The organism is Streptomyces sp. CG4 (genome assembly GCF_041080655.1).
Taxonomy (GTDB): Bacteria; Actinomycetota; Actinomycetes; order Streptomycetales; family Streptomycetaceae; genus Streptomyces.
Genome location: NZ_CP163525.1, coordinates 152,441 through 170,424, shown reverse-complemented (window position 1 = coordinate 170,424; position 17,984 = coordinate 152,441). Strand labels below are relative to the sequence as shown.

General features: G+C 67.1%; 16 protein-coding genes and 4 pseudogenes. 8 read left to right on the top strand and 12 right to left on the bottom strand.

The window, feature by feature from the left end:
* Nucleotides 1-22: 22 nt before the first annotated feature.
* From AB5L52_RS00870 to AB5L52_RS00860, 3 genes and pseudogenes are all read right to left on the bottom strand, one after another.
* Nucleotides 23-249, bottom strand: a pseudogene (locus AB5L52_RS00870) (hypothetical protein); the annotation flags it as partial.
* Between the two features lie 339 nt (nucleotides 250-588).
* A complete protein-coding gene (locus tag AB5L52_RS00865) occupies nucleotides 589-1,068 on the bottom strand; it encodes a hypothetical protein (RefSeq protein WP_369362254.1) in 480 nt (159 codons plus the stop codon).
* Between the two features lie 117 nt (nucleotides 1,069-1,185).
* Nucleotides 1,186-2,952 (bottom strand): M4 family metallopeptidase, encoded by a 1,767-nt coding sequence (locus AB5L52_RS00860; RefSeq protein ID WP_369362253.1) that lies wholly within the window; start codon nucleotides 2,950-2,952, stop codon nucleotides 1,186-1,188.
* A gap of 436 nt (nucleotides 2,953-3,388) precedes the next feature.
* Between AB5L52_RS00860 and AB5L52_RS00855 the strand changes: the two are divergent.
* Nucleotides 3,389-3,568, top strand: a pseudogene (locus AB5L52_RS00855) (IS6 family transposase); the annotation flags it as partial.
* Nucleotides 3,569-4,665: 1,097 nt separating this feature from the next.
* Here the strand turns inward: AB5L52_RS00855 and AB5L52_RS00850 are convergent.
* The 5 genes and pseudogenes from AB5L52_RS00850 to AB5L52_RS00830 all read right to left on the bottom strand — a co-directional run bounded on the left by AB5L52_RS00850 (nucleotide 4,666) and on the right by AB5L52_RS00830 (nucleotide 8,187).
* The gene (locus tag AB5L52_RS00850) at nucleotides 4,666-5,340 is read right to left on the bottom strand and encodes a hypothetical protein (RefSeq protein WP_369362252.1); all 675 of its coding nucleotides are present in this window, start codon (nucleotides 5,338-5,340) and stop codon (nucleotides 4,666-4,668) included.
* 239 nt (nucleotides 5,341-5,579) lie between these two features.
* Nucleotides 5,580-5,810, bottom strand: a pseudogene (locus AB5L52_RS00845) (ISKra4 family transposase); the annotation flags it as partial.
* Nucleotides 5,811-6,395: 585 nt separating this feature from the next.
* Entirely contained in the window at nucleotides 6,396-6,662 is a 267-nt protein-coding gene (locus tag AB5L52_RS00840) for a hypothetical protein (RefSeq protein WP_351579105.1), read from the bottom strand.
* A complete protein-coding gene (locus tag AB5L52_RS00835) occupies nucleotides 6,659-7,768 on the bottom strand; it encodes an MFS transporter (RefSeq protein WP_369362250.1) in 1,110 nt (369 codons plus the stop codon). The genes AB5L52_RS00840 and AB5L52_RS00835 overlap by 4 nt, the downstream gene beginning before the upstream one ends.
* A gap of 221 nt (nucleotides 7,769-7,989) precedes the next feature.
* Nucleotides 7,990-8,187, bottom strand: coding sequence for a hypothetical protein (locus tag AB5L52_RS00830; RefSeq protein ID WP_351579110.1), 198 nt, complete (start codon nucleotides 8,185-8,187; stop codon nucleotides 7,990-7,992).
* A gap of 151 nt (nucleotides 8,188-8,338) precedes the next feature.
* Between AB5L52_RS00830 and AB5L52_RS00825 the strand changes: the two genes are divergently transcribed.
* On the top strand, nucleotides 8,339-9,031 hold the full coding sequence (locus AB5L52_RS00825) for a transposase family protein (protein ID WP_369362249.1): 693 nt from the start codon (nucleotides 8,339-8,341) through the stop codon (nucleotides 9,029-9,031).
* Here the strand turns inward: AB5L52_RS00825 and AB5L52_RS00820 are convergent.
* Entirely contained in the window at nucleotides 9,022-9,189 is a 168-nt protein-coding gene (locus tag AB5L52_RS00820; protein ID WP_351579116.1) for a TfuA-like protein, read from the bottom strand. The two genes, AB5L52_RS00825 and AB5L52_RS00820, sit on opposite strands and share 10 nt — an antisense overlap.
* Nucleotides 9,190-9,398: 209 nt before the next feature.
* Here AB5L52_RS00820 and AB5L52_RS00815 point away from each other — a divergent pair, with 209 nt between their 5' ends.
* From AB5L52_RS00815 to AB5L52_RS00790, 6 genes and pseudogenes are all read left to right on the top strand, one after another.
* The gene (locus tag AB5L52_RS00815) at nucleotides 9,399-9,911 is read left to right on the top strand and encodes a hypothetical protein (RefSeq protein WP_351029569.1); all 513 of its coding nucleotides are present in this window, start codon (nucleotides 9,399-9,401) and stop codon (nucleotides 9,909-9,911) included.
* 158 nt (nucleotides 9,912-10,069) lie between these two features.
* Nucleotides 10,070-10,846 (top strand): hypothetical protein, encoded by a 777-nt coding sequence (locus AB5L52_RS00810; RefSeq protein WP_369362248.1) that lies wholly within the window; start codon nucleotides 10,070-10,072, stop codon nucleotides 10,844-10,846.
* Nucleotides 10,847-11,251: 405 nt separating this feature from the next.
* Nucleotides 11,252-11,830: a hypothetical protein gene (locus AB5L52_RS00805; RefSeq protein ID WP_369362247.1), complete on the top strand. Its 579-nt coding sequence runs from the start codon at nucleotides 11,252-11,254 to the stop codon at nucleotides 11,828-11,830.
* On the top strand, nucleotides 11,800-12,726 hold the full coding sequence (locus tag AB5L52_RS00800; protein WP_369362246.1) for a hypothetical protein: 927 nt from the start codon (nucleotides 11,800-11,802) through the stop codon (nucleotides 12,724-12,726). The genes AB5L52_RS00805 and AB5L52_RS00800 overlap by 31 nt, the downstream gene beginning before the upstream one ends.
* 118 nt (nucleotides 12,727-12,844) lie before the next feature.
* Nucleotides 12,845-13,135 (top strand): annotated as a pseudogene (locus AB5L52_RS00795) (AAA family ATPase); the annotation flags it as partial.
* Nucleotides 13,136-13,235: 100 nt separating this feature from the next.
* On the top strand, nucleotides 13,236-13,562 hold the full coding sequence (locus AB5L52_RS00790) for a hypothetical protein (protein WP_369362244.1): 327 nt from the start codon (nucleotides 13,236-13,238) through the stop codon (nucleotides 13,560-13,562).
* 69 nt (nucleotides 13,563-13,631) lie between these two features.
* Here the strand turns inward: AB5L52_RS00790 and AB5L52_RS00785 are convergent, their stop codons facing one another.
* From AB5L52_RS00785 to AB5L52_RS00775, 3 genes are all read right to left on the bottom strand, one after another.
* Nucleotides 13,632-14,828, bottom strand: coding sequence for an IS110 family transposase (locus AB5L52_RS00785; protein ID WP_369362243.1), 1,197 nt, complete (start codon nucleotides 14,826-14,828; stop codon nucleotides 13,632-13,634).
* A gap of 525 nt (nucleotides 14,829-15,353) precedes the next feature.
* Nucleotides 15,354-15,599, bottom strand: a complete 246-nt coding sequence (locus AB5L52_RS00780) for a hypothetical protein (RefSeq protein ID WP_369362242.1) — start codon at nucleotides 15,597-15,599, stop codon at nucleotides 15,354-15,356.
* Between the two features lie 305 nt (nucleotides 15,600-15,904).
* A complete protein-coding gene (locus AB5L52_RS00775; RefSeq protein ID WP_369362241.1) occupies nucleotides 15,905-17,791 on the bottom strand; it encodes an ATP-binding cassette domain-containing protein in 1,887 nt (628 codons plus the stop codon).
* Between the last annotated feature and the right edge of the window lie 193 nt (nucleotides 17,792-17,984).

Below are 17,984 nucleotides of genomic sequence, written 5' to 3'. Positions count from 1 at the left end.
CGAGGCCGACCGCCGAGCTTCAACGCTCCAGCGCCATCAGCTGATGTGCGACCGAGGAGGTGCGGGAGAGGCCGACGGCCTGGCCGATCTCGCGCATCGACGGCGGATGCCGCGTAGCTGCACGGAGGCCCTGACGACCTCGATCACCTGGCGCTGCCGATCGGTGAGTCCCGAGCTGACCGCCCGTATGCCTGCAGGTCGGCACGGCGGCGTCTCGACACGGCGGAAGCGATGGTGGTGACAGCTCAGGGGAAACCGCCGCAGCGAAGGAGCGACCAGCCTCTGTATCCAGGTACCGGAGCGGCGGCGGGTCACCGGCGGGAAACGGCTGCTCACTGTGCGCTTCAGTATGGGATCTCGCGTCACGGGTGTGTACGAGCCCTTGGCGATGGGGATCTGCGAAGCGAATTTCCCCAGGCTCGATCGGGTTCCCCGTTGGTTCTGCGGTCAACGAGCCGACGGGGCCGCCCTGTCGATGAGTGTGCGGGGCGTGCCGACCAGTCAAGGGCGTATCGCTGGACGTACAGGAGGGCCGCGCGGATGTCGTGCGGCGCTACAGCGCCGAAGCCCGCGCGCTGCGCACCGAGATCACTGTGGACCAGTTCTCTGACGTCTGCCTTCATCACACGCGCGACCGCGACGACACCCCGCCTTCGCGTTGCGACCTGCCGCCGCCAGATGAAGAGCGTGTTCGCCGAAGGGCCGGGTGGACGCGGCCGTCAAGGAGGCGTCAAGGTCATCGCTTACGACCGGCTCGCCGAGGGCGATGTCGCGGCCTATGCCTTCTACGGCAACGAGAAGATCGGCCAGCTCCAGGGCAGGGATCCTCGACGCCCTCGGCTCCCAGGCGGCCGCCTCCGATGCCGTGATGCTGAACGGCGCAAGTCGGCGCGGCGACCGGGCCGGCTTGCCCTGAGACGGGAAGAGGCCGGCGAACTGCTCATTGGTGAACAGCGCGCCGAACTCCTCCCGGGGCCGGGTCGCCAGGCTGCCCTTGGGGAACGCGGCGTTCGCCACCCAAGCCGTCCCCGCCGGCATCTCGCCCGGCTCCTTCGGCCGCATCGACATTGACGCCCTTCTCATGCGACAACGGCGGTCCTCAAGACCACAACCGGGTCTTGGAGACCGCCGTCACGCAGGCCCCCGAATTGACCAACAGCATCCTCACCGGGGGCACCGGCCGGTTCAGTGCTTGGTGGGCGTGTTGGCTTCCGTGACGTTCACGGCGGCCCATGACTTGTCCACTGTCTTGTACTCGGTGCTGCTGGCGCCGTAGAGGTCCGCGGCGGCTTTCAGGGTCGCGGTCCGAGCGTCGTGGAAGTCCGTCGTGGGGACCATGTACCGGGTCAGCGCCTGGTAGTAGATCTTTGCGGCCTTGTCCCGTCCAATGCCGGTCACCTCGGAGCCGTCATACGTGGGCGAGTCATACTCGATGCCGCCGATCGTCTTCTTCCCGCTGCCCTCGGCGAGGAGGTAGAAGGCGTGTGAGGAGACACCGGAGCCGGCGTGCACCTCGGCGTCCTTCGCGTTCTCCGACCAGTAGTCGATGGTGTGCTCAAGCTTGTCGAGGGAGGGCTTGTCCAGCCGCCGCAGGAACCCCTGCTTGAGGCCGACCTTCTCGCCTATCAGGTAGTTCGGCGGGTTCTGCGGGTTGTTCGCCGCGAACTCCACCGAGCAGCCGAAGATGTCCGCGAGCGACTCGTTCAGGGCGCCGGGCTCGCCGAACTGATGACCCTCCTCGTCCACACGGGTGGGCTCGAGGCGGGCGGTCTCCGCCACGACGCCGTGGGTGAGTTCATGGCCGGTGACGTCCAGGACGACCAGCGGCTTGGTGAATTCCTTGCCGTCACCGTCGCCGTAGAGCATGCAACCGCAGTTGGAGGACCAGAAGGCGTTGCCGACGTTCTTGCCGAAGTGGACCAGGGCGTGCGCGCCCTCGGCGTCCTTCTTGATGCCGTTACGCCCGAACGCCTTCTTGTAGAAGTCGAGGGTGCTGGTGATGCCGTACTGGGCGTCCACCGCGGCGGTGCTGCGGTCGCTGGTCGTGCCATTGCCCCAGTGGTTGTTCTCGCTGGTGAAGGCCTTGCCGTCGGTGAACTTCTGCAGGTTCTCGCCGCCCGCGTCCCGCGTTTCGGTGTTGCCGCGGGTGGAGTCCTTGAGGGTGAAGGAGTTCGTCGCGGTCTGGGTCGTGGAGAGCGGGACGGTGCCGGAGAAGAGGGACTGACCGGTGCCGTCGGCCGGGCCCGCGGCGGCCGGTGCGTTGGCGGTCGGCCCGGTCGCGGGGCTGAGCCGCTCGCCCCGCTCGCGAAGCGTGTTCTGGACGGCGGGCGACAGGAACGCGTCGTTGGCCGGGATGTTGCTGAGGACGGTGCCGGTGGCGGCGTCGACGACGACCGTGTAGACGCCGCCGGTCTCGTCGGTGCGGCTGCCGGTCACCTGCACCTGGTAGGCCAGCGCGGTCCGGCCGGCGCGGGCGTCGATGACCAGCTGGGCCTCACCGGCTTCGCCCTGCACCGCGGCCGCGGCCCTCTCCTGGGCCTGCCCGGCCGACAGCTTCGCGCTGAGGGACCGCACCTCGACCGGCTTGCCGGCGGCCCGGGTGACGTCCTGGTAGGCCGACTCGGCGTCCAGGTGGATGACGAGGTCGCCGCCGAGGACCGGCAGGTCATGGTGGGTCCGTATGAAGCGGACGTGCTGTTTGCCATCCGGGTCGACCAGGACGTCGGTGGCCTTGAGGGTGTCGTCCTTGCCGACGCCGGTGGCGGAGGAGTGAGTGTACGCGGCGGCGCGGGCCGCGTCCACGATCGAGGCGTCTGCGGGGGAGGAGCCGGGAGCTGAGGCGGGAGTAGCCGTAGGTGCTGCGGTGGCGGTGCCTGCCACGCCTGAGGTGAGGGTCGCGGCCGTGGTCGCCGCGACGGCTATCGCCAGGTTGCGTATGTGGGGTCGACGCATTTCGGTTCCTTTGAGCACATGGGCGGCCGGTTCACCAACCGCCCGTACGCGCGGTGCTGTTGCCCACCGCGAGGATCGGGCGATCCCGGGCAAACCCTGCGTAGTCTGGCATGGGCATGTAAAGAGCTAGGTCGTGATTTGTGCTCTTTTGAATCGAAATATGACAATTGATCGGTCTGGGGTAGTCGGAGGGTGACCAACTGTGTTCGACGGGGGGTGTTGTGCTCGTGGTGCTTTTGAGAGAAGAGGGCTGGTCGGGGTGACTGGTTGCTCGGCCACCGCGAGATATGCGTTGAGATGCCACCGGGCTGTGCATTGCGCGGTGCATGGGGATGTCCGTCGAGACGCACGTCGCGCCGAAGTGCGTCGACGGGGGCTACCTGGCGTCGGAGGCGGCATGTAGCTCCCGACGCGCACGATGCCGCAACGCGCCCGGCGCGCCATGAAGGGCCTGCGCTCCGTCGGAGCGGCGCAGAGATTCCTCGCCGCGTTCTCCCGGATCTCCTCGCACTTGCGATCCCGACGGCGTCTGACCACAGCGAGTGACTACCGCTTCGACATGGCCGAACGATTCCGCGTCTGGAAGACCATCACCGGCGCGGCCGCGACTGCCTGACAGGGATGCCTCCCGCCAGCCTTGCCGCACACCCCAATTCGCCATGCCCACCGGCAACTTGGTAACACACTCGAAGTCACTGCTGCGCCTGGGTGCCGCCGGCCGCTGCCCACCGCGCCATGTCGACCGCCAGAGACTCGGCTGTGGGAGTAGGTCTCCACCGGTCACCGTTGAATCCGTCGTCGCGCTGCCAGGCCGAGTCCATGGTGACCAACGAGTTCCAGGTCGCGTCGATGGCTTGCAGCCAGGTCAGCCGATCCCACCCTGTCCCTGGTTGCGACGGGAATCGCAGGTACGTGAGCAACCGGATCCTCGACTCACGGGCCGCCCTACGCAACGCCATGGCGGCCCGTCCCTCCAGGGAGCACGTTAAGTCTTGGCAGGTCAGGCCGCATGTGCGTACTCGTGGAGATTGCCGCTGAGTCGGTCACGTCGGTGGATGCCCAGCCGGTCGAGTCGGTCGGGTTCGGTAATTGGTTCAGGGACGGGCCTCAGGGATGCTGCACTCCGCAGGGTGGACTGGGGACGATGCTGTTTGTAGAACGCTTCGAACTCGGCGAGTGCGTGGAGCAGGTGGGCCCGGTTCTAGATCAACATACGGTGCCATGATCTCTTCTTCGCCCACCACGTTTCCGGCGACATCGATGCACTCCGTGAGGCCGCCGCACGCCTGCACCGCAGCAATGACTCGATCGGCGGCGGGGTCGAAATGGAGCCCGATACGGCGGAGCTCCTGCGCAACCTCCTGCCCCGGCCGATCCACACACGCTGAAGGAACCCGTGCCAACCACCTGGCCAGTCACCATCACGCACTACGTGCGTTCGGTGAGCAACTCGCCCAGCCGGTCGGCGAACTCGTCCAGCTAGCGTCGCACGGCAATCGGTACGGCACTCGGCCGCCGGTCGCTCCAAGCCACGGCGGTGGGCCATTTGCCCCGTGGCGTGGCACAGCCGGTCCGGCACGCTCCTGTTCATCGCCACCGCCCTTGCCTCGGTCCTGGAACTGGCCCGTCAGCCTGCCGATAGCCTGTCGATCGCGTTGCCCAGGGAGGCCGGGCGCCAGGGTTTCATGGCGTGGCTGCGTCAGGGGATGATGCTCATGCCCCAGCGGTGCGGGGCAGTGCCCTGGCGCCAGCGGCCCGCGCTGTGCCGACGGCGCTGTGCAGGGCCTCGGCGATGGTGCGTGCCTGTGCGGTCATTGCCTGTACCTCGGCCACGGCGATTTCGTCCGCGGCGGTGTCGGCCAGCAGGGCGAGCACGTCGTCGTCGCCTGCCGTGAGTTGTCGGGTCTGCTCCCACTCCGTGTAGCACCTGTCCGCCTCGGCGGCCTTGTCTGCGTACTCCTCCAGTGCGGCGACCCGACGGTCGATTCCCTGCCGGATCGTGTCGAGCTGGGCTCGGCGCGTGCTGGCGGCTTTCTGGAGCACGGGAGTGTCGGCCTGCTGGGGGAGATCGGCCGTGAGGCGGGTGTACTCGGTGAGGTTGCGGGCGATCGCCCAGACCTGTGTGGGAAGGGCCAGGTCGTTGTGCTGGCGGTCGATCAGGTCCTTCTCGTGTACGGCGGTCCCCAAGACGGTGGCGGAGGCTTTCTGGGCGCGGGCCAGCAGCTCTGCAGCATCAGCGTCCACCTCGCACGGCAGGATGAAGTGGTCCTGAACTCGACGCAGTTGACGATGATCCGCAGTCTGTCCCTGTGTGTCGAGCATGCGCGGGAGCACGGTCATCAGTCCGGGGGGGGGGAGGGTGGGAAGCCCGGTGCCCAGCATGCCCATTGCAGTGCCATGTAGATCAGGTACCACGTGTACTGGGTGTTGTCCGATCCCGAGTCGGACGGCACCGACAGGAATGCACCGGCGCCCAGCAGTATGGCGGCAACGCCGACGATGCCAGCCGCTAGGAATCCCACTTCAGCTACGAAGAGCGGACGATCAGCGGGGCGCTCAACGACGGAATACCTGACACGGACTGGCCCGACATGGTGTTCGGGTTCGGTATGCCATGAAGTGCCTGATCATGCCGTGAGTTGGTAGTTGTGCTGGTCGGGGGTGGGGTAGAGACGTTCGTGCTCCCGAGCGAGGTGGTAGCGCCAGTACTCGCCGAAGTCGTCGTTGTCGTTCAGGGCGCGGAGTTTGAGGACGGCTTCGGCGCCGTCCAGGCCCCAGCGGGCGCCGGTGATGTCGAGGCGGTCGCCGATCAGGTGGCGGCAGCCGCCCTCGATCGCGCCGGTGGAGATTGGCCAGCCGGGCGCCCGGGCGGTGTCATAACAGAGCTGGTCGAGGTGCCGGTGAGGTAGCCGACGCAGGCGCCGAGGCCACGCGTTTGGCTCCACGCAGGCGGGCTCGTGCGGCCTGCGCGGTGATCTCTTGCGCGGCGCGGGCGGCCTGGCCGTGCAGGATGGTGATCAGGTGGCCGGCGACCCAGGCTTCGGCGGTGCCGGGCGGGTGGAAGGCGTGCGCCGCGGCCGCGCCTGCTGGAACGTCCCGTCGGCGCGGTGGTCCGGCTGGCGGTCAATCTTGTCTGCATCGGCTGGGCGGTGGCGGTCGCACGGGCGGCCGCCTGAGCGACTCGGGCGGCGTTCCAATGTTCAACGCATGTTGGAGCCGCTCGGTCCACCAAGCTCTCAGCACAGACTCGATCAACGCCCAGCGGGCATTGGACAGTGAACTGCGGCAGTACTTGAGCCTCTCATCGCGCAGGGCACAACCATGCTCCCGAAGCAAGCACCCAGCCGTTCGCGAAACTCGGCGACATCACTCTCCCGCGGAACGCGGCGATCTCACCGCTGAGCAACAGACGTTCTTGAAACTCGCCTGCAAAGCCAACTCCTTCATCGGCGAGCCGCCTGTGTCTCTTGTGCTTCGCCTGCAAAGGCGTGGGGGAATTCCCGGAGGTAGATGTCGTCGAGTTCTTCGTCTGGTAGGTCGAGATATCGGGTGAGGACCGTGTCCCGGGCCGCGATGACCGAGCAGACGCAGATCGCCGCGCCGAGGAGGAAGAGGGCCCACATTCCGCCGGAGGCGTGTGAGATCAGGCTGCTTGTGACTGATCCGAGCGGCATGACGACGCCGGACAGGAAGGGCGCGGCAGCGATCACCGATTCCGGTACGCCGCCGGTGTCGCGAGCAGCCGCACGGTGCCGGTGTTGGTCGTGACCATGCACAGCCCGACACCCGAGAGCATCAGCAGGAGCGAGCCCGCAGCGGTGAAGGCCACGGCGCTGGCGATGTGCAGAGCGCCGACGGCCAGTCCGGTTCCGGCGAAGCCGGCGCCGAGGACCGCGAAGCCCGCGAGGACCGTACGCCGTCTGCCGAGCAGTTTGTCGCTCAGCCCCACCAGATAGGCGCTGTCGACAATGAGCCCAACCGCGAATGACGACTCCACGACGCTCAGCACCCAGGTCTGGTCGGGATAGCGCTGCGCAACCAGGACGGGCACGATGACGTTGAAGACGGGATACAACGCGAAGTTGACCACCATCGTCAGCATCGCCAGGCGCCATTCGGGGCTGACACGCCGGATGGCCTGGAACCCTGCTTTCGTTCCTGACGCCCATGCGGCGAAGCCTCCGGCTTTCGCAGCCATGGACTGGGTTTCGGTGTCCGGGACACGCAGCATGGCGACCAGCAGGGCTGAGACGGCCACGACGCAAAAGGCGGTGGTAAGGACTGCGGAATACCCCAGTGGGCCGATCAGAACACCGGCAACGATCGGTCCGGCGAAGTAGGACAGCGACATCACCGTGCTGCGAATTCGGACAGCGCCCGCGACCGAGGTGGCCTCCAGCAGCCGTCGGATCATGGACATGAGGAGTGGTTCTCGTACCCCAAGGCTGATGCCGAGCAGCATGATCCCGATTACGACAGCCCACAGCTGATACGCGCCGACGAGGGCAAGCCAGGTGAGCATTCCGCTTACCAGAGCGGAGCCGGCGAAGCAGCACAGGATGACCCGGCGGGCGGGGAACCGGTCCCCGAGCCAGCCCAGTGCACCCCGGGAGAGGACGTCCGATGCGATACCGAGCGCGATGAGCGCGCCGAGCAGTGTGTCGTTTCCGGTCTCTGCCAGGACCCACCATGCCAGGGCGATCTCCACGCACCGGGTTGCGATGGTGCCGCAGAAGGCGGCGATCTGGAGGAGAGCGAAGTCGCGGACATGGGCCTGCGGTTGAGCGGGGGAGTCGAGGGGGGAACCTCTTCCCATGCCAGATCCTCGACCTTCGACCGCGCGTGGCGGTCGAAGATGCGCTGGGCGTTCTCGGGGTCGAGATACGCGCCGAGTGAGGTGAACGCCTCGGGCTCGGCGCTGCGCCGTACCAGGGCGACGGCCGTCAGGAGTGCTTTGAGCCTGAAGCTGTCGTCGTCGATGAGCGGCACGCCGCCGATCTCGGTGATGAATTCTTGATGGTCCACCTCTGTGCCCCTCTAATCCGGGTCGACCCAGGGGCGCTCGGCGAGGAAGAATTCGAGATCGTGGGTCTTCCGCCTGAAGCGGTCGAATTCCTTCATGTCGTCTCGGGCTGCCTGGTGTCCCAGCTTTTCGAGGTGCCGAGCCAGTGACGGCAGGGTGCGTTCCCCGTACCAGCGGTTCTTGAAGCAAGTGAGCTTCTTCAGCCTGGCCACCGATCGGGGGACGGCTGTGGGGGCGTAACGAGCAGGGCTCCCCGGCTGTTGGGCGAGATGTCTGACGTCTCAACCACCCGACCAGGGAGCCCTGTTGGTCACCTGTCCTTGCGCACTGGACCTCCCGCATGCCCTTGTCGAGTGAGTCACGATGCTGATCGTCACCCGCGAGGGTGACCGGCGGTGCAAGCTCCGCCCCTCCCAGTGGGCTCTGGTGGCCTTGGTGTACCTGCGCGAGCACACCACCCTCGCCAAGATCGCCGCGGGCTTCCGCATCAGCGAAGCCACCGCCCACGCATACGTACACAGCGTGACCTCACTGTTGGCGGACAAGGCCCCGTCGCTCACCCGCGCCTTGCGGTGGGCCAAGCCGGAGCACGTCCTGCTGGACGGCACCATCGCCGAGTGTGACCGGGTCGGCGACGGTGAACGTGACTATTCCGGCAAGGCCAGACGGCACGGAGTGAACATCCAGGCCGTCACCGGCCCGGCCGGCGAAATCATCTGGTACTCGCCCGCCTTGCCGGGCCGCACGGTGGACATCACCGCTGCACGCACCCACCACATCATTACCGTGTGTGAACGCCTGAAGATTCCCGTCCTGGCGGACAAAGCCTACGAAGGAGCCGGCGGATCCGTCTGCACACCGTTCAAACGGCACTGCGGCCGCGAGCTGACCATGTACCAGAAGAACGTCAACCGAGCACATTCCCGTCTCCGCAGCCCAGTCGAGCGGGCCTTCGCCCGACTCAAGTCCTGGCGGATCTTCCGCCGCGCCCGCTGCAGCCCCAACCGACTGACGTCAATGACCAAGGCCGTCCTCACCCTGGAGAGTCACCGCTGAAGAAGCTCAGTAAGGGTTTCCTCGATCCGGGGTTCGGGCAGTGCTCCCGAGTCTCGCAGATGCTGGAGAGAGGCCCGGATGTGGACCAGCGGTTCCGAGACCGCGCGGAACGGGGACTCGAGGCCGTGGATGAGAGCCACTTCGTCGTCCGAACCCACCCCGACATGCCGACGAGGCGTTCTCGGGACTCGACAACATTCTGGACCCGCTTGATCAACATCTGTTGCCCGAACTCGGTATCAACCGTTCCCGCCTTACACCGACGGAGCCAATGGGCTTGCCGAGCATGACGGTTCTGGTCGCCGAAGAAGCAGTTCCCGCCTCCGGCGACGGAAGCGAGGCGTGCGGATCACGATAAGGTCCGCGCATGTCAGACGCGATAGCGACCGCGATCACCGCGGCGGCGGGACTCGGCGGCGCTCTACTCGGCGCGGTGCTCCCGCAACGCTTCAACGCCCGGGAACGCGCCACCGAGGCCGAACTCGCCGACCGTAGACGGTCGTTCGAGGAACGCCGAGAGGCGTACACGGCCATGAACCGAGCCTCCGAGCAGTTCCACACGCTCCTCAAGGACGCCCTGCACCGCATTCGCGACGGCGTCTACATCGAGGAGGACCGCACCCGTCTCGAGGATTCCCGCAGGGAGTATCGCGACCGCTACGCGGCAGCCCAGATGATCGTCCCGCTGCGGATCATGGAGGCGTCGCGGGAACTCAACAAGGTCCTCGCGGGGATAGACGCAGCGGCCAAGCGCATCGACCGCGGCCTCGCGCGTGACGGGGAGAGCGTCGAGCGCCTGCTCGTCGAGGTCAAGCAGGCCGAGCCCCGGCTGGTCGCGATGCGGACATTGATGCGGGAGGACCTGGGGATCCGGGACTAGCCCCCTGAGGGACCGTCAGCGCAGCGAACGAGGCCAATGTCAGCGTGCATGGGGGAGTTGGGACAGAGCCTCCCCGCCAGACGAGCAGGCGGTCAGACCAATCCGCTGTATCAGGCACCCGTCGGTGACGCGGGCAACCGCAGCCAAGTGGTGCTGCAATGGTCGGAGTTCACTGTCTCGCCCAGATACGCCCCCTGGGCCTGGGCATCAACCTCCAGCCCCACGCGGTGCGGGAAGTGATCGAGCTGAGCCTGGGCGAGGAGCTGGACGAGGTCGGTGTCCCCACCGCTGAACTGGTCTACGTGGACCAGCGAGGGAGGCAGCTCTACCAGGAACCATGCGAATGGGCCGCGCGGCTACCGCTGGCCTCAGTTCTCGGTGCACCGGGGCCGCTCGCTGACGGGGCCGGTTGGAAGCGTCCCGGCCGACTGTCCGACCCCCTCCCGCACATCCAGGGCTGGCGGGTCCGCGGGCTGGAACTCGCCCGGCTGGTCGCCCGAAGTCCGCAGATCCCGGAGCACCCCATGGCGGACCGTGATCCGCTCGACCGGTGGGGGGACTCCCGGGTGACACTGCTGGGGGACGCGGCCCATCCGATGTACACGGTCGGAGCGAACGGCGCTTCGCAGACGGTGGTCGGCGGCCGCGTGCTGGCCTGCGAGTTGGCCACCGGCGACCTGGGCGAGGCCCTGCGCCGATACGAGACGGCACGAGGTGACGCCGCCCGGGGTGCAGTCCTCGCGGCCCGCGAGATGGATTGCGCGGAATGCGAGGACTGGCAGTCCGTCCTGACCCGCTCCGACCCCTGCGGCGACGACTTCCGCCAGATCTACGGTGATATCGCCTCGGCGTACTGCAGCCGGACCGGCAACGACGTGGCGGCTCTCAACGCCCGTCCCTCGCTGACCCCACCGCAGCGGCGCTGCCCCCGCTGAAGGCCGCTGCGGGGCGCGAATTCGAACCCTGCACCCGCCACGGTGATGAGACCGCTCCTGATGTGGGGCAACGCAGGGCCGGGGCGGTCTTCTGGGACGCGAGAACGGCGAACCGCTGGACGCTCTGGTGATACTGGAGGTCGCCCGTCGCATCGCCGCCGAAGCGATTCGCCGAGGTCACCGGCAGGTCGCCCCGACGCCACCCGCGTACGGCGCTGGATCGACGGCGAACGCCCACGCCCGCCGGTCCCGTCCCGGCCCTGCTCGCCACGGTGCTCTCCGACGCGGTCGGCCAGCGGCTCGCCCCGGTGATCTCGGCCTGACGGCTGTCGGCCCACGCTGGATAGCGTCCGGCTCCCGCTGCTGACCGAGGCAGCCGCCCAGACTCTGGCTGGACGGACCCAGATGGACCTCTTCCTCGACCACCGCGACGCCCTCAAGCTCGCCCGCGGTGCCCCTTTGATCCTGGCCGCCGAGCGGACGCTGGGCGATACCGCCCGTCGGCTGGGCCGTGACACCAAGGGCTTCGACGCCGGCACCACGGCCGCGCTGGAAGACGTCACGGCGTTCTACGCGAAGTCCGACGCCGCCAAGGGCGGTGGGCTCTACAGAAAGGCGATCGTCGCCCAGCTCGCCGAGGGCGCTGACCGCATCAGGGACGGTGTCCCGCCCTCACTCAAGGCCCGGGTCACGGGCGGCCTGGGCGACGTACCGGAGTGGGCGTCCTACTTCGACGCCGCCGAGCACGCCAGCGCCCGCGCGGTCTCCGCCCGCGACCTGCACGGCAGCGGCCGGTCCCGCCGTGCCAGCGTCCACTTCACCGACGCACCCGCCCTGCGCAAGCCCGGCTGGGTATCTGACGTAACGCAGGCCTGGCCGGAGGCGGCCGGCGCGGGGTGCGCGCATGGGAGACTTGATCTCCGGTCGGAAAACCGTTGCCGAGGGGAGTGGCAGTGTCGGGGGCTTCCACGTCGTGGCTTGTAGCGAAGAAGTGCGAACGTGCCTGGGCTGATGCGGTGGGCCTTCTGAGGGCGGGGAGAGCCGACGCCGCCATGCAGCGGTTCGAAGAGGCGTTGCGGCGCGATCCGTTCGCCGCCGACGCGTGGCTGGGGCTGCATGCCGCGGGGTACCGCCAGGACGAGGCTATCGACCGTATGGTGTGCAACGCCGGGACCTTTGGAGCGCTGCGGACGAAGCTTGGCATCCCACTGCAGTCGCGCTTCGACCTCGGTGTCTACGTCTCGTTCCGGCTGGAGACTCAGCGTGACCTCTGGCTGGCTGGCATGACCCGGCTCCTGTCGGAGGGGCGGATCGACCAAGCCTGGCAGTCCCTGGAGACGGCGTATCTGGACTGCGATGAGACGCGGTTCGTCTGCACGAGGTACGCCTTCCTCAAGCGGGACTGGCCGCTCGTGCTTACCTTCGCCCGGGATATCACCGACCCCTTCTTGCGAGACGAGTCCGAGCTTTATGCAGGCCGGGCTCTGGTGGAACAGGGAGTCCACTACGAAGCGCTGAACGTGCTGGCACCGCTGCCCGGGCGGTTGAGGAAGGGCAGCAAATTCGACGCCGAGGTCGCTTACGTCAGAGGGCTGGCGAGGGAAGGTCTGGGACAGGACGAGGAGGCGCTGCGGCAGTTCCAGTACGCCTTCCGCTGTTTCCCCGGCTTGGCCGACGTCGCCGTACGGGCGGGTGCCTTGACGCCTCGGGCCGCGGTCCCGGCGGCAGGTGCGGATTCACGGGAGCGGGTGGCCGGCCCGTGCCGGCGCCCGTCGCGGCAGCCGAGCCCGCCGCAGCGGGCGACGCCGCGGGCTCCGGCGGCCAGGGGACCGGCGGTCAGGAGAGGGAGGCGGTGCTGGCGGAGGCGGTCGAGTTGCTGAACGGCATGGTGGGCCTCGAACCGGTCAAACGCCAACTGCGCACACTGATGGCCCAGTTGCGCATGTCTCTGATCCGCAGGGAGCAGGGACTACCGTCCGCCGCGTCCCCCAGCACTTCGTGTTCGCTGGCCCGCCCGGTACTGGCAAGACCACCGTCGCCCGCATCCTCGGGAAGGTCTTCGCTGGACTCGGCCTTCTGGAGAACGGACAGGTCATCGAGGCCCAGCGGCCCGATCTGGTAGGCCAACACTTGGGGGAGACCGCCATCAAGACGAACAAGATGATCGACTCCGCCATCGACGGCGTCCTGTTCATCGACGAGGCGTACGCGCTGTGCAACAGTGGTTATTCCGGCGGTGATGCCTTCGGCAACGAGGCGCTGCAGGTATTGCTGAAACGGGCCGAGGACGACCGGGACAGGCTCGTGGTGGTCCTGGCCGGCTATCCGAACGAGATCAACGAACTGCTGGCCACCAAACCCCGGTCTGGCTTCCCGGTTTACCACGCGCGTGGACTTCCCCTCCTACTCGGCCTCCGAGCTGGCGCGCATCGGGCGCGGGATCGTGGAGGCGCAGGGGGACTCTCTGGACGAGGAGGCTGCCGTCGCACTGGACCTCTTCTTTCAGGAGGCGGTCGCCGGTGGGCTGATCGACCGGCTGGGCAACGGGCGCTTCGTGCGTGAGCTGTGCCGGAAGGCCGCGGCGTTGCGAGACCTGCGCCTGCACGAGGCCTACGGAGGCACCGACGCCCCGTCGCTGGAGGACATCACCACGCTGCGGCTGGATGATGTCAGGCTCGCCTACCGGGAAATGCGCGAAGGCGTCGCGGAGGCCTGACCCACAGCGTCCACCGCGGCTTGATCCCCCCGGCTTTTGGAGAACCGTCTTCGCTTCCTAATCCTGTTGTCAAGCTGCCGTAGTCACCGGCGGTGTCACTTCGTAGCACCGCCGGTCACGGATCAGAGCCCAGATGACGTTGACGCGTCGGCGGGCGAGGGCGAGCACGGCCTGGACGTGCTTCTTGCCCTCGGCGCGTTTGCGGTCATAAAACTTCCGTGAGTTCGGGTCGTAGCGGACACTGACCAGTGCGGAGGTGTAGAAGACGCGCTGGAGTCTTCGGTGGTAGGCGATTGGCCGGTGGAGGTTGCCGCTGACCTTGCCGGAGTCACGAGGAGCTGGAGCGACGCCGGCGAAGGCCGCCAAGGCATCTGGGGAATCGAAATCGTCCAGGCTGCCGCCGACAGCGGCGATGAACTCGGCACCGAGAACGGTGCCGATGCCCGGGACGCTCAGGACGATGTCGGCGAGCTCGTGTTCGCGAAACCGGCCCTCGATGAGCCTGTCCATCCCGGAGATCTGCTCGTTGAGGGCCATCACCTCCTCGGCCAGGGTGTGGACCAGCTTCGCGATGGTCTTCTCCCCGGGGACGGCGGTGTGCTGCCGCTCGGCGGCCTCGACTGCGGTTTCGGCCAGGGCTCTGGCGCATCGGACCTTGCGGTTGGTCAGCCACTTCGTCAGCCGCGCGACCCCGGCCCGGCGGATCGCGTCCGGTGTCTGGTATCCCGTCAGCAGCCTGAGCGGACCGGTGTTGGTCACGTCCAGGGCCTTTTCCAGGGCCGGGAACATGCTCAGCAGGGTGCCGCGCAGGCGGTTGACGACGCGGGTGCGGTCCTCGACGAGGTCGGCCCGGCGTCCGGTCAGCAGCTTCAACTCGATGGCGGCTTCGTCGCCGGGTTGGATGGGCCGCAGGTCGCGACGCATCCTGGCCTGGTCGGCGATGACGTAGGCGTCGCGGGCGTCGGTCTTGCCCTCGCCGCGGTAGCCGTCGGAGGCCCGGTTGACCAGGCGGCCAGGCATGTAGAGGACCTCCTGGCCGTGGTTGACCAGCAGGGCCAACAACAGTGCGGGTTCCCCGCCGGTCATGTCGATGGCCCAGGTGACCTGGCGGCCGTCGGCCAAGTCGAGGGCGTCGCCGATCAGCTTCAACAGCTCGGGCTCGTCGTTGGCCACCCGCCGCGACAGCAGCGTCTTGCCGTCTGCGTCCAGGGCGAGGGCGTGATGGTGGCCCTTGCCGCTGTCGATCCCCGCCCATATCCGGCTCATCGCGCTCCTGACGTGCGTGTTCATTCTGTATGTGCCACGGACGACCTCGCCGGCATTGCTCTACACAGCGACTTGTTCGCACTTCCTAATCGGCGGCCGAGTCGTCGTGGGGTGCCGGGCGGCGAAGCGATGCAAGCCACGAGGCGGCAGCCAACTGATAGCCACACCCAGCACCCCTGGGCGACCCAACCCTACGAATGGCTCGATCAACCCGATCAAGAAGGTAGAGCCGACTGAGTGTCGGCGGGGGCTGGCCTGTTCGGCTGTAGTTGCCGCCTCTGGGCGTCATAGTGCCGAGCACGGTGACCGCGGGTTGGCCAGTTTGGCTGGTCGTGGGTCCCGCACGGGCCCAACGGCCCCCTGCCGGCACCTGACTGTCCCGGGCCCATCAGGGGCCCGCCCGCGGTCGCGCATGAAGCCCCTGACGGGTGCTATCTGCTCGGTACCTGCAGGCCCTGCTGGGGAGTCGACTGGCGCACGTACACCACCGCGTGACGGTCGAGATGCCGCGGCTGGATCTTGCCGTCAACCCGGTTCCATGGAGCCGACGATGCCATCATCGCCTTCACCCCCGCCCCTGCCCGCTGCGGTCACCATCTGTGCCACCATCTCGGACAGCAACCGCAGCACCAGTTCCCGGTGCAGTCCCGGCACTGTCTCCCACAGGCCGTTCTGGGGAGTCAACGGCCGTCGTTGCACACCGAGCCCCACCGCCCTCGTCGACATCGGTCCGCCTCTGCAGCAGCCGACATACAACGGCAGCAGCGTCAAGCATGCCCTCCACCCCGATGACCGGGACATTCCCGGCCCCAGCGCCCTCTATGTGTGCAGTTCGGCTTGCTCCTTGAAGGCTGCTCCCACTGCCTCAAGGAATTCCTCAGTGGTCCTCAGTCGCTTGAGCGTCTCGGTTGTGTGGCTGCCGTCAGATGCGTTCACCCCCGCCCTGAAGGGCGGAGCACTGCGCAAGATCGAAGGTAGATCTGGGACTCCTGTGATCGGGGTGTGGTTTCGCAAGTCGCGGGCGAGGCGGCGGGAGCATCCGAGTGAGCCCGACCAACCCAGAATCAGATGTTCTCTCAGCGTCTTCTTAGCGCTGGCGGTTCGTACTGGCGCAGGAGCCGGATCGTGAGCGCGTAGCAGCCCGCTGCTATACCGAACAGTATGCCTGTGTCGGTCAGCCAATGGCTGAGCGTGTGATGCCATAGGGGGTCGGTAGCCGAAGGGGCCGACTTGTCCATCGGTCCGAGGAGTTGTCCGAGATCAAGGGTCACACCTTCCGATGCGATAGCCCAGCGCGACGGCGCCAGCCAGGCCACTTGTTCGACGCCAGGATTGTTGAAGAGGCGGAAGGTGATGCCTGAGAACAGGTACTGGAAGACAGAGAACAAAACCAACAATGGCATGGTGCTTTCGGCGGTCCTCGCCAGCGACGAGATGACTAGACCGCACATCATCGAGGTGAATCCGAGCGCTGTGATGACGAAGGTCATCTCGAGGACGGGGGTTCCCTTCACCACTATCCCATCGTTCGGTAGTGGGCGTGGTAAGAGGCCGAGCAGGCAGAGAATGATTCCTTGGAGGCTGGAGACCAGCCCCAAAACAGTGATTTTCGATATGAGGTAGGCCGATCTGGAGAGACCTGCGGCCCGTTCCCGCTCGTAGATCAGCCGTTCCTTGACCAGTTCACGGACGGAGTTTGCAGCCCCCATGAAGCAGGTGCTGATGGCGACGGATCCAAGGATCGTGCCGGCGTCGAGGTTCGGCATGCCACCAGGTGCCCTGCGAAGGCCGAAGTCTGCAGGTATGACGGCGCAAGCCAAGCCCAGGACAATGGGCAGGAATGCCAGCAGGCCGACGAACCTTCGGTCAGAGGCCATCACCGCCAGTTGGCGACGGACCAGCCCGGACAGCTGGGCCATCCAACGAGGCGGTTTTGGCATAGGGACGGCCTCAGGGAGCATGGGTGGCTCCTGCTTCGAGGCGTCTGCAGAAACCGCCTGCTGCTGATGCCCACGCCACCTGCGGGACCAGTCGCGGTCGCGGTGCTTCTCGAAGGCAGAGAAGACGTCGGCCCACGTAGTCTGCCCGAAATATTCGAGTGCCTCGGCCGGGGGGCCAAAGTAGGCCAGGGACCCCCCAGGTCCCAAGACCAATACCTGGTCGCACAGCTCCAATTCCCCGACTGAGTGTGTGACCACCAGCACGATCCGGCCGTCGTCTGCGAGCCCCCTCAGCAAGTGCATGACATCGCGGTCCATGCCCGGATCCAGGCCGGAGGTCGGTTCGTCCAGGAACATGAGCGAGGGCTTGGTCAAGAGTTCCAGAGCGACCGAGACGCGCTTGCGCTGCCCTCCGGAGAGTGCGGAGATACGTTGGTCGGTGTGAAGGCCGAGTCCCAGCTCAGCCAGTACCTCTTCAACCCGACGGTCGCGCTCCGTCGGCCCTGTGTCACGGGGGAAACGCAGTCTGGCGGCATGACGGAGCGCGGACCGCACCGTGAGCTGCGGGTGGAGAACGTCATGTTGAGGAACGAGGCCGATATGCTGACGCAGTTCGGCGAATCGCTCATGTAGATTCCGGTTTTCGTAGAGCACTTCGCCTTGGACGTCCCGCTGGAGGCCCGTCAGGGCGCGCAGTAGGGTTGATTTTCCGGAGCCAGACGGACCGACCACCGCGACCAGGGCTTTCGAAGGCACCGTGAAGCTCACCTTGTTCAGCAGGGTTCGGTTGCCCTTGCCGTGCTTGACCCGGACGGTGAGCTGACGGACGGTCAACGACGGCTGTTCCAGGCTCCAGTCCCACATGGTGCCGTCGGCCGCTTTGGCATCGGTAGCCTCGGGTAGCGGGACGGCGATGGCCGAGCCGTTCACTCCGGCCTCGACGAGGAGCGCGGGAGCGTGGCTTGAGCGGCGATGACGACCGTTCCCCGAGAACATGCGAGGACCTTTCGTGGCGCGGTTCATGATGGGGCGGTGACGCCACTGCCTATGACCTCTCGGGCACAACAGCGGCTTGACAACAGCATCAGGAGGTCTGGTAGCTGTGCAGACCGGGCACCCGCAGGGTGCCGCCGAACTGAGCCGCCTGGGTCACCTTCACCTTGGTGAAGTAGATCACCGGGATGTTCAGCGGAGGTGGGCTGCTCGGGCTGAATGT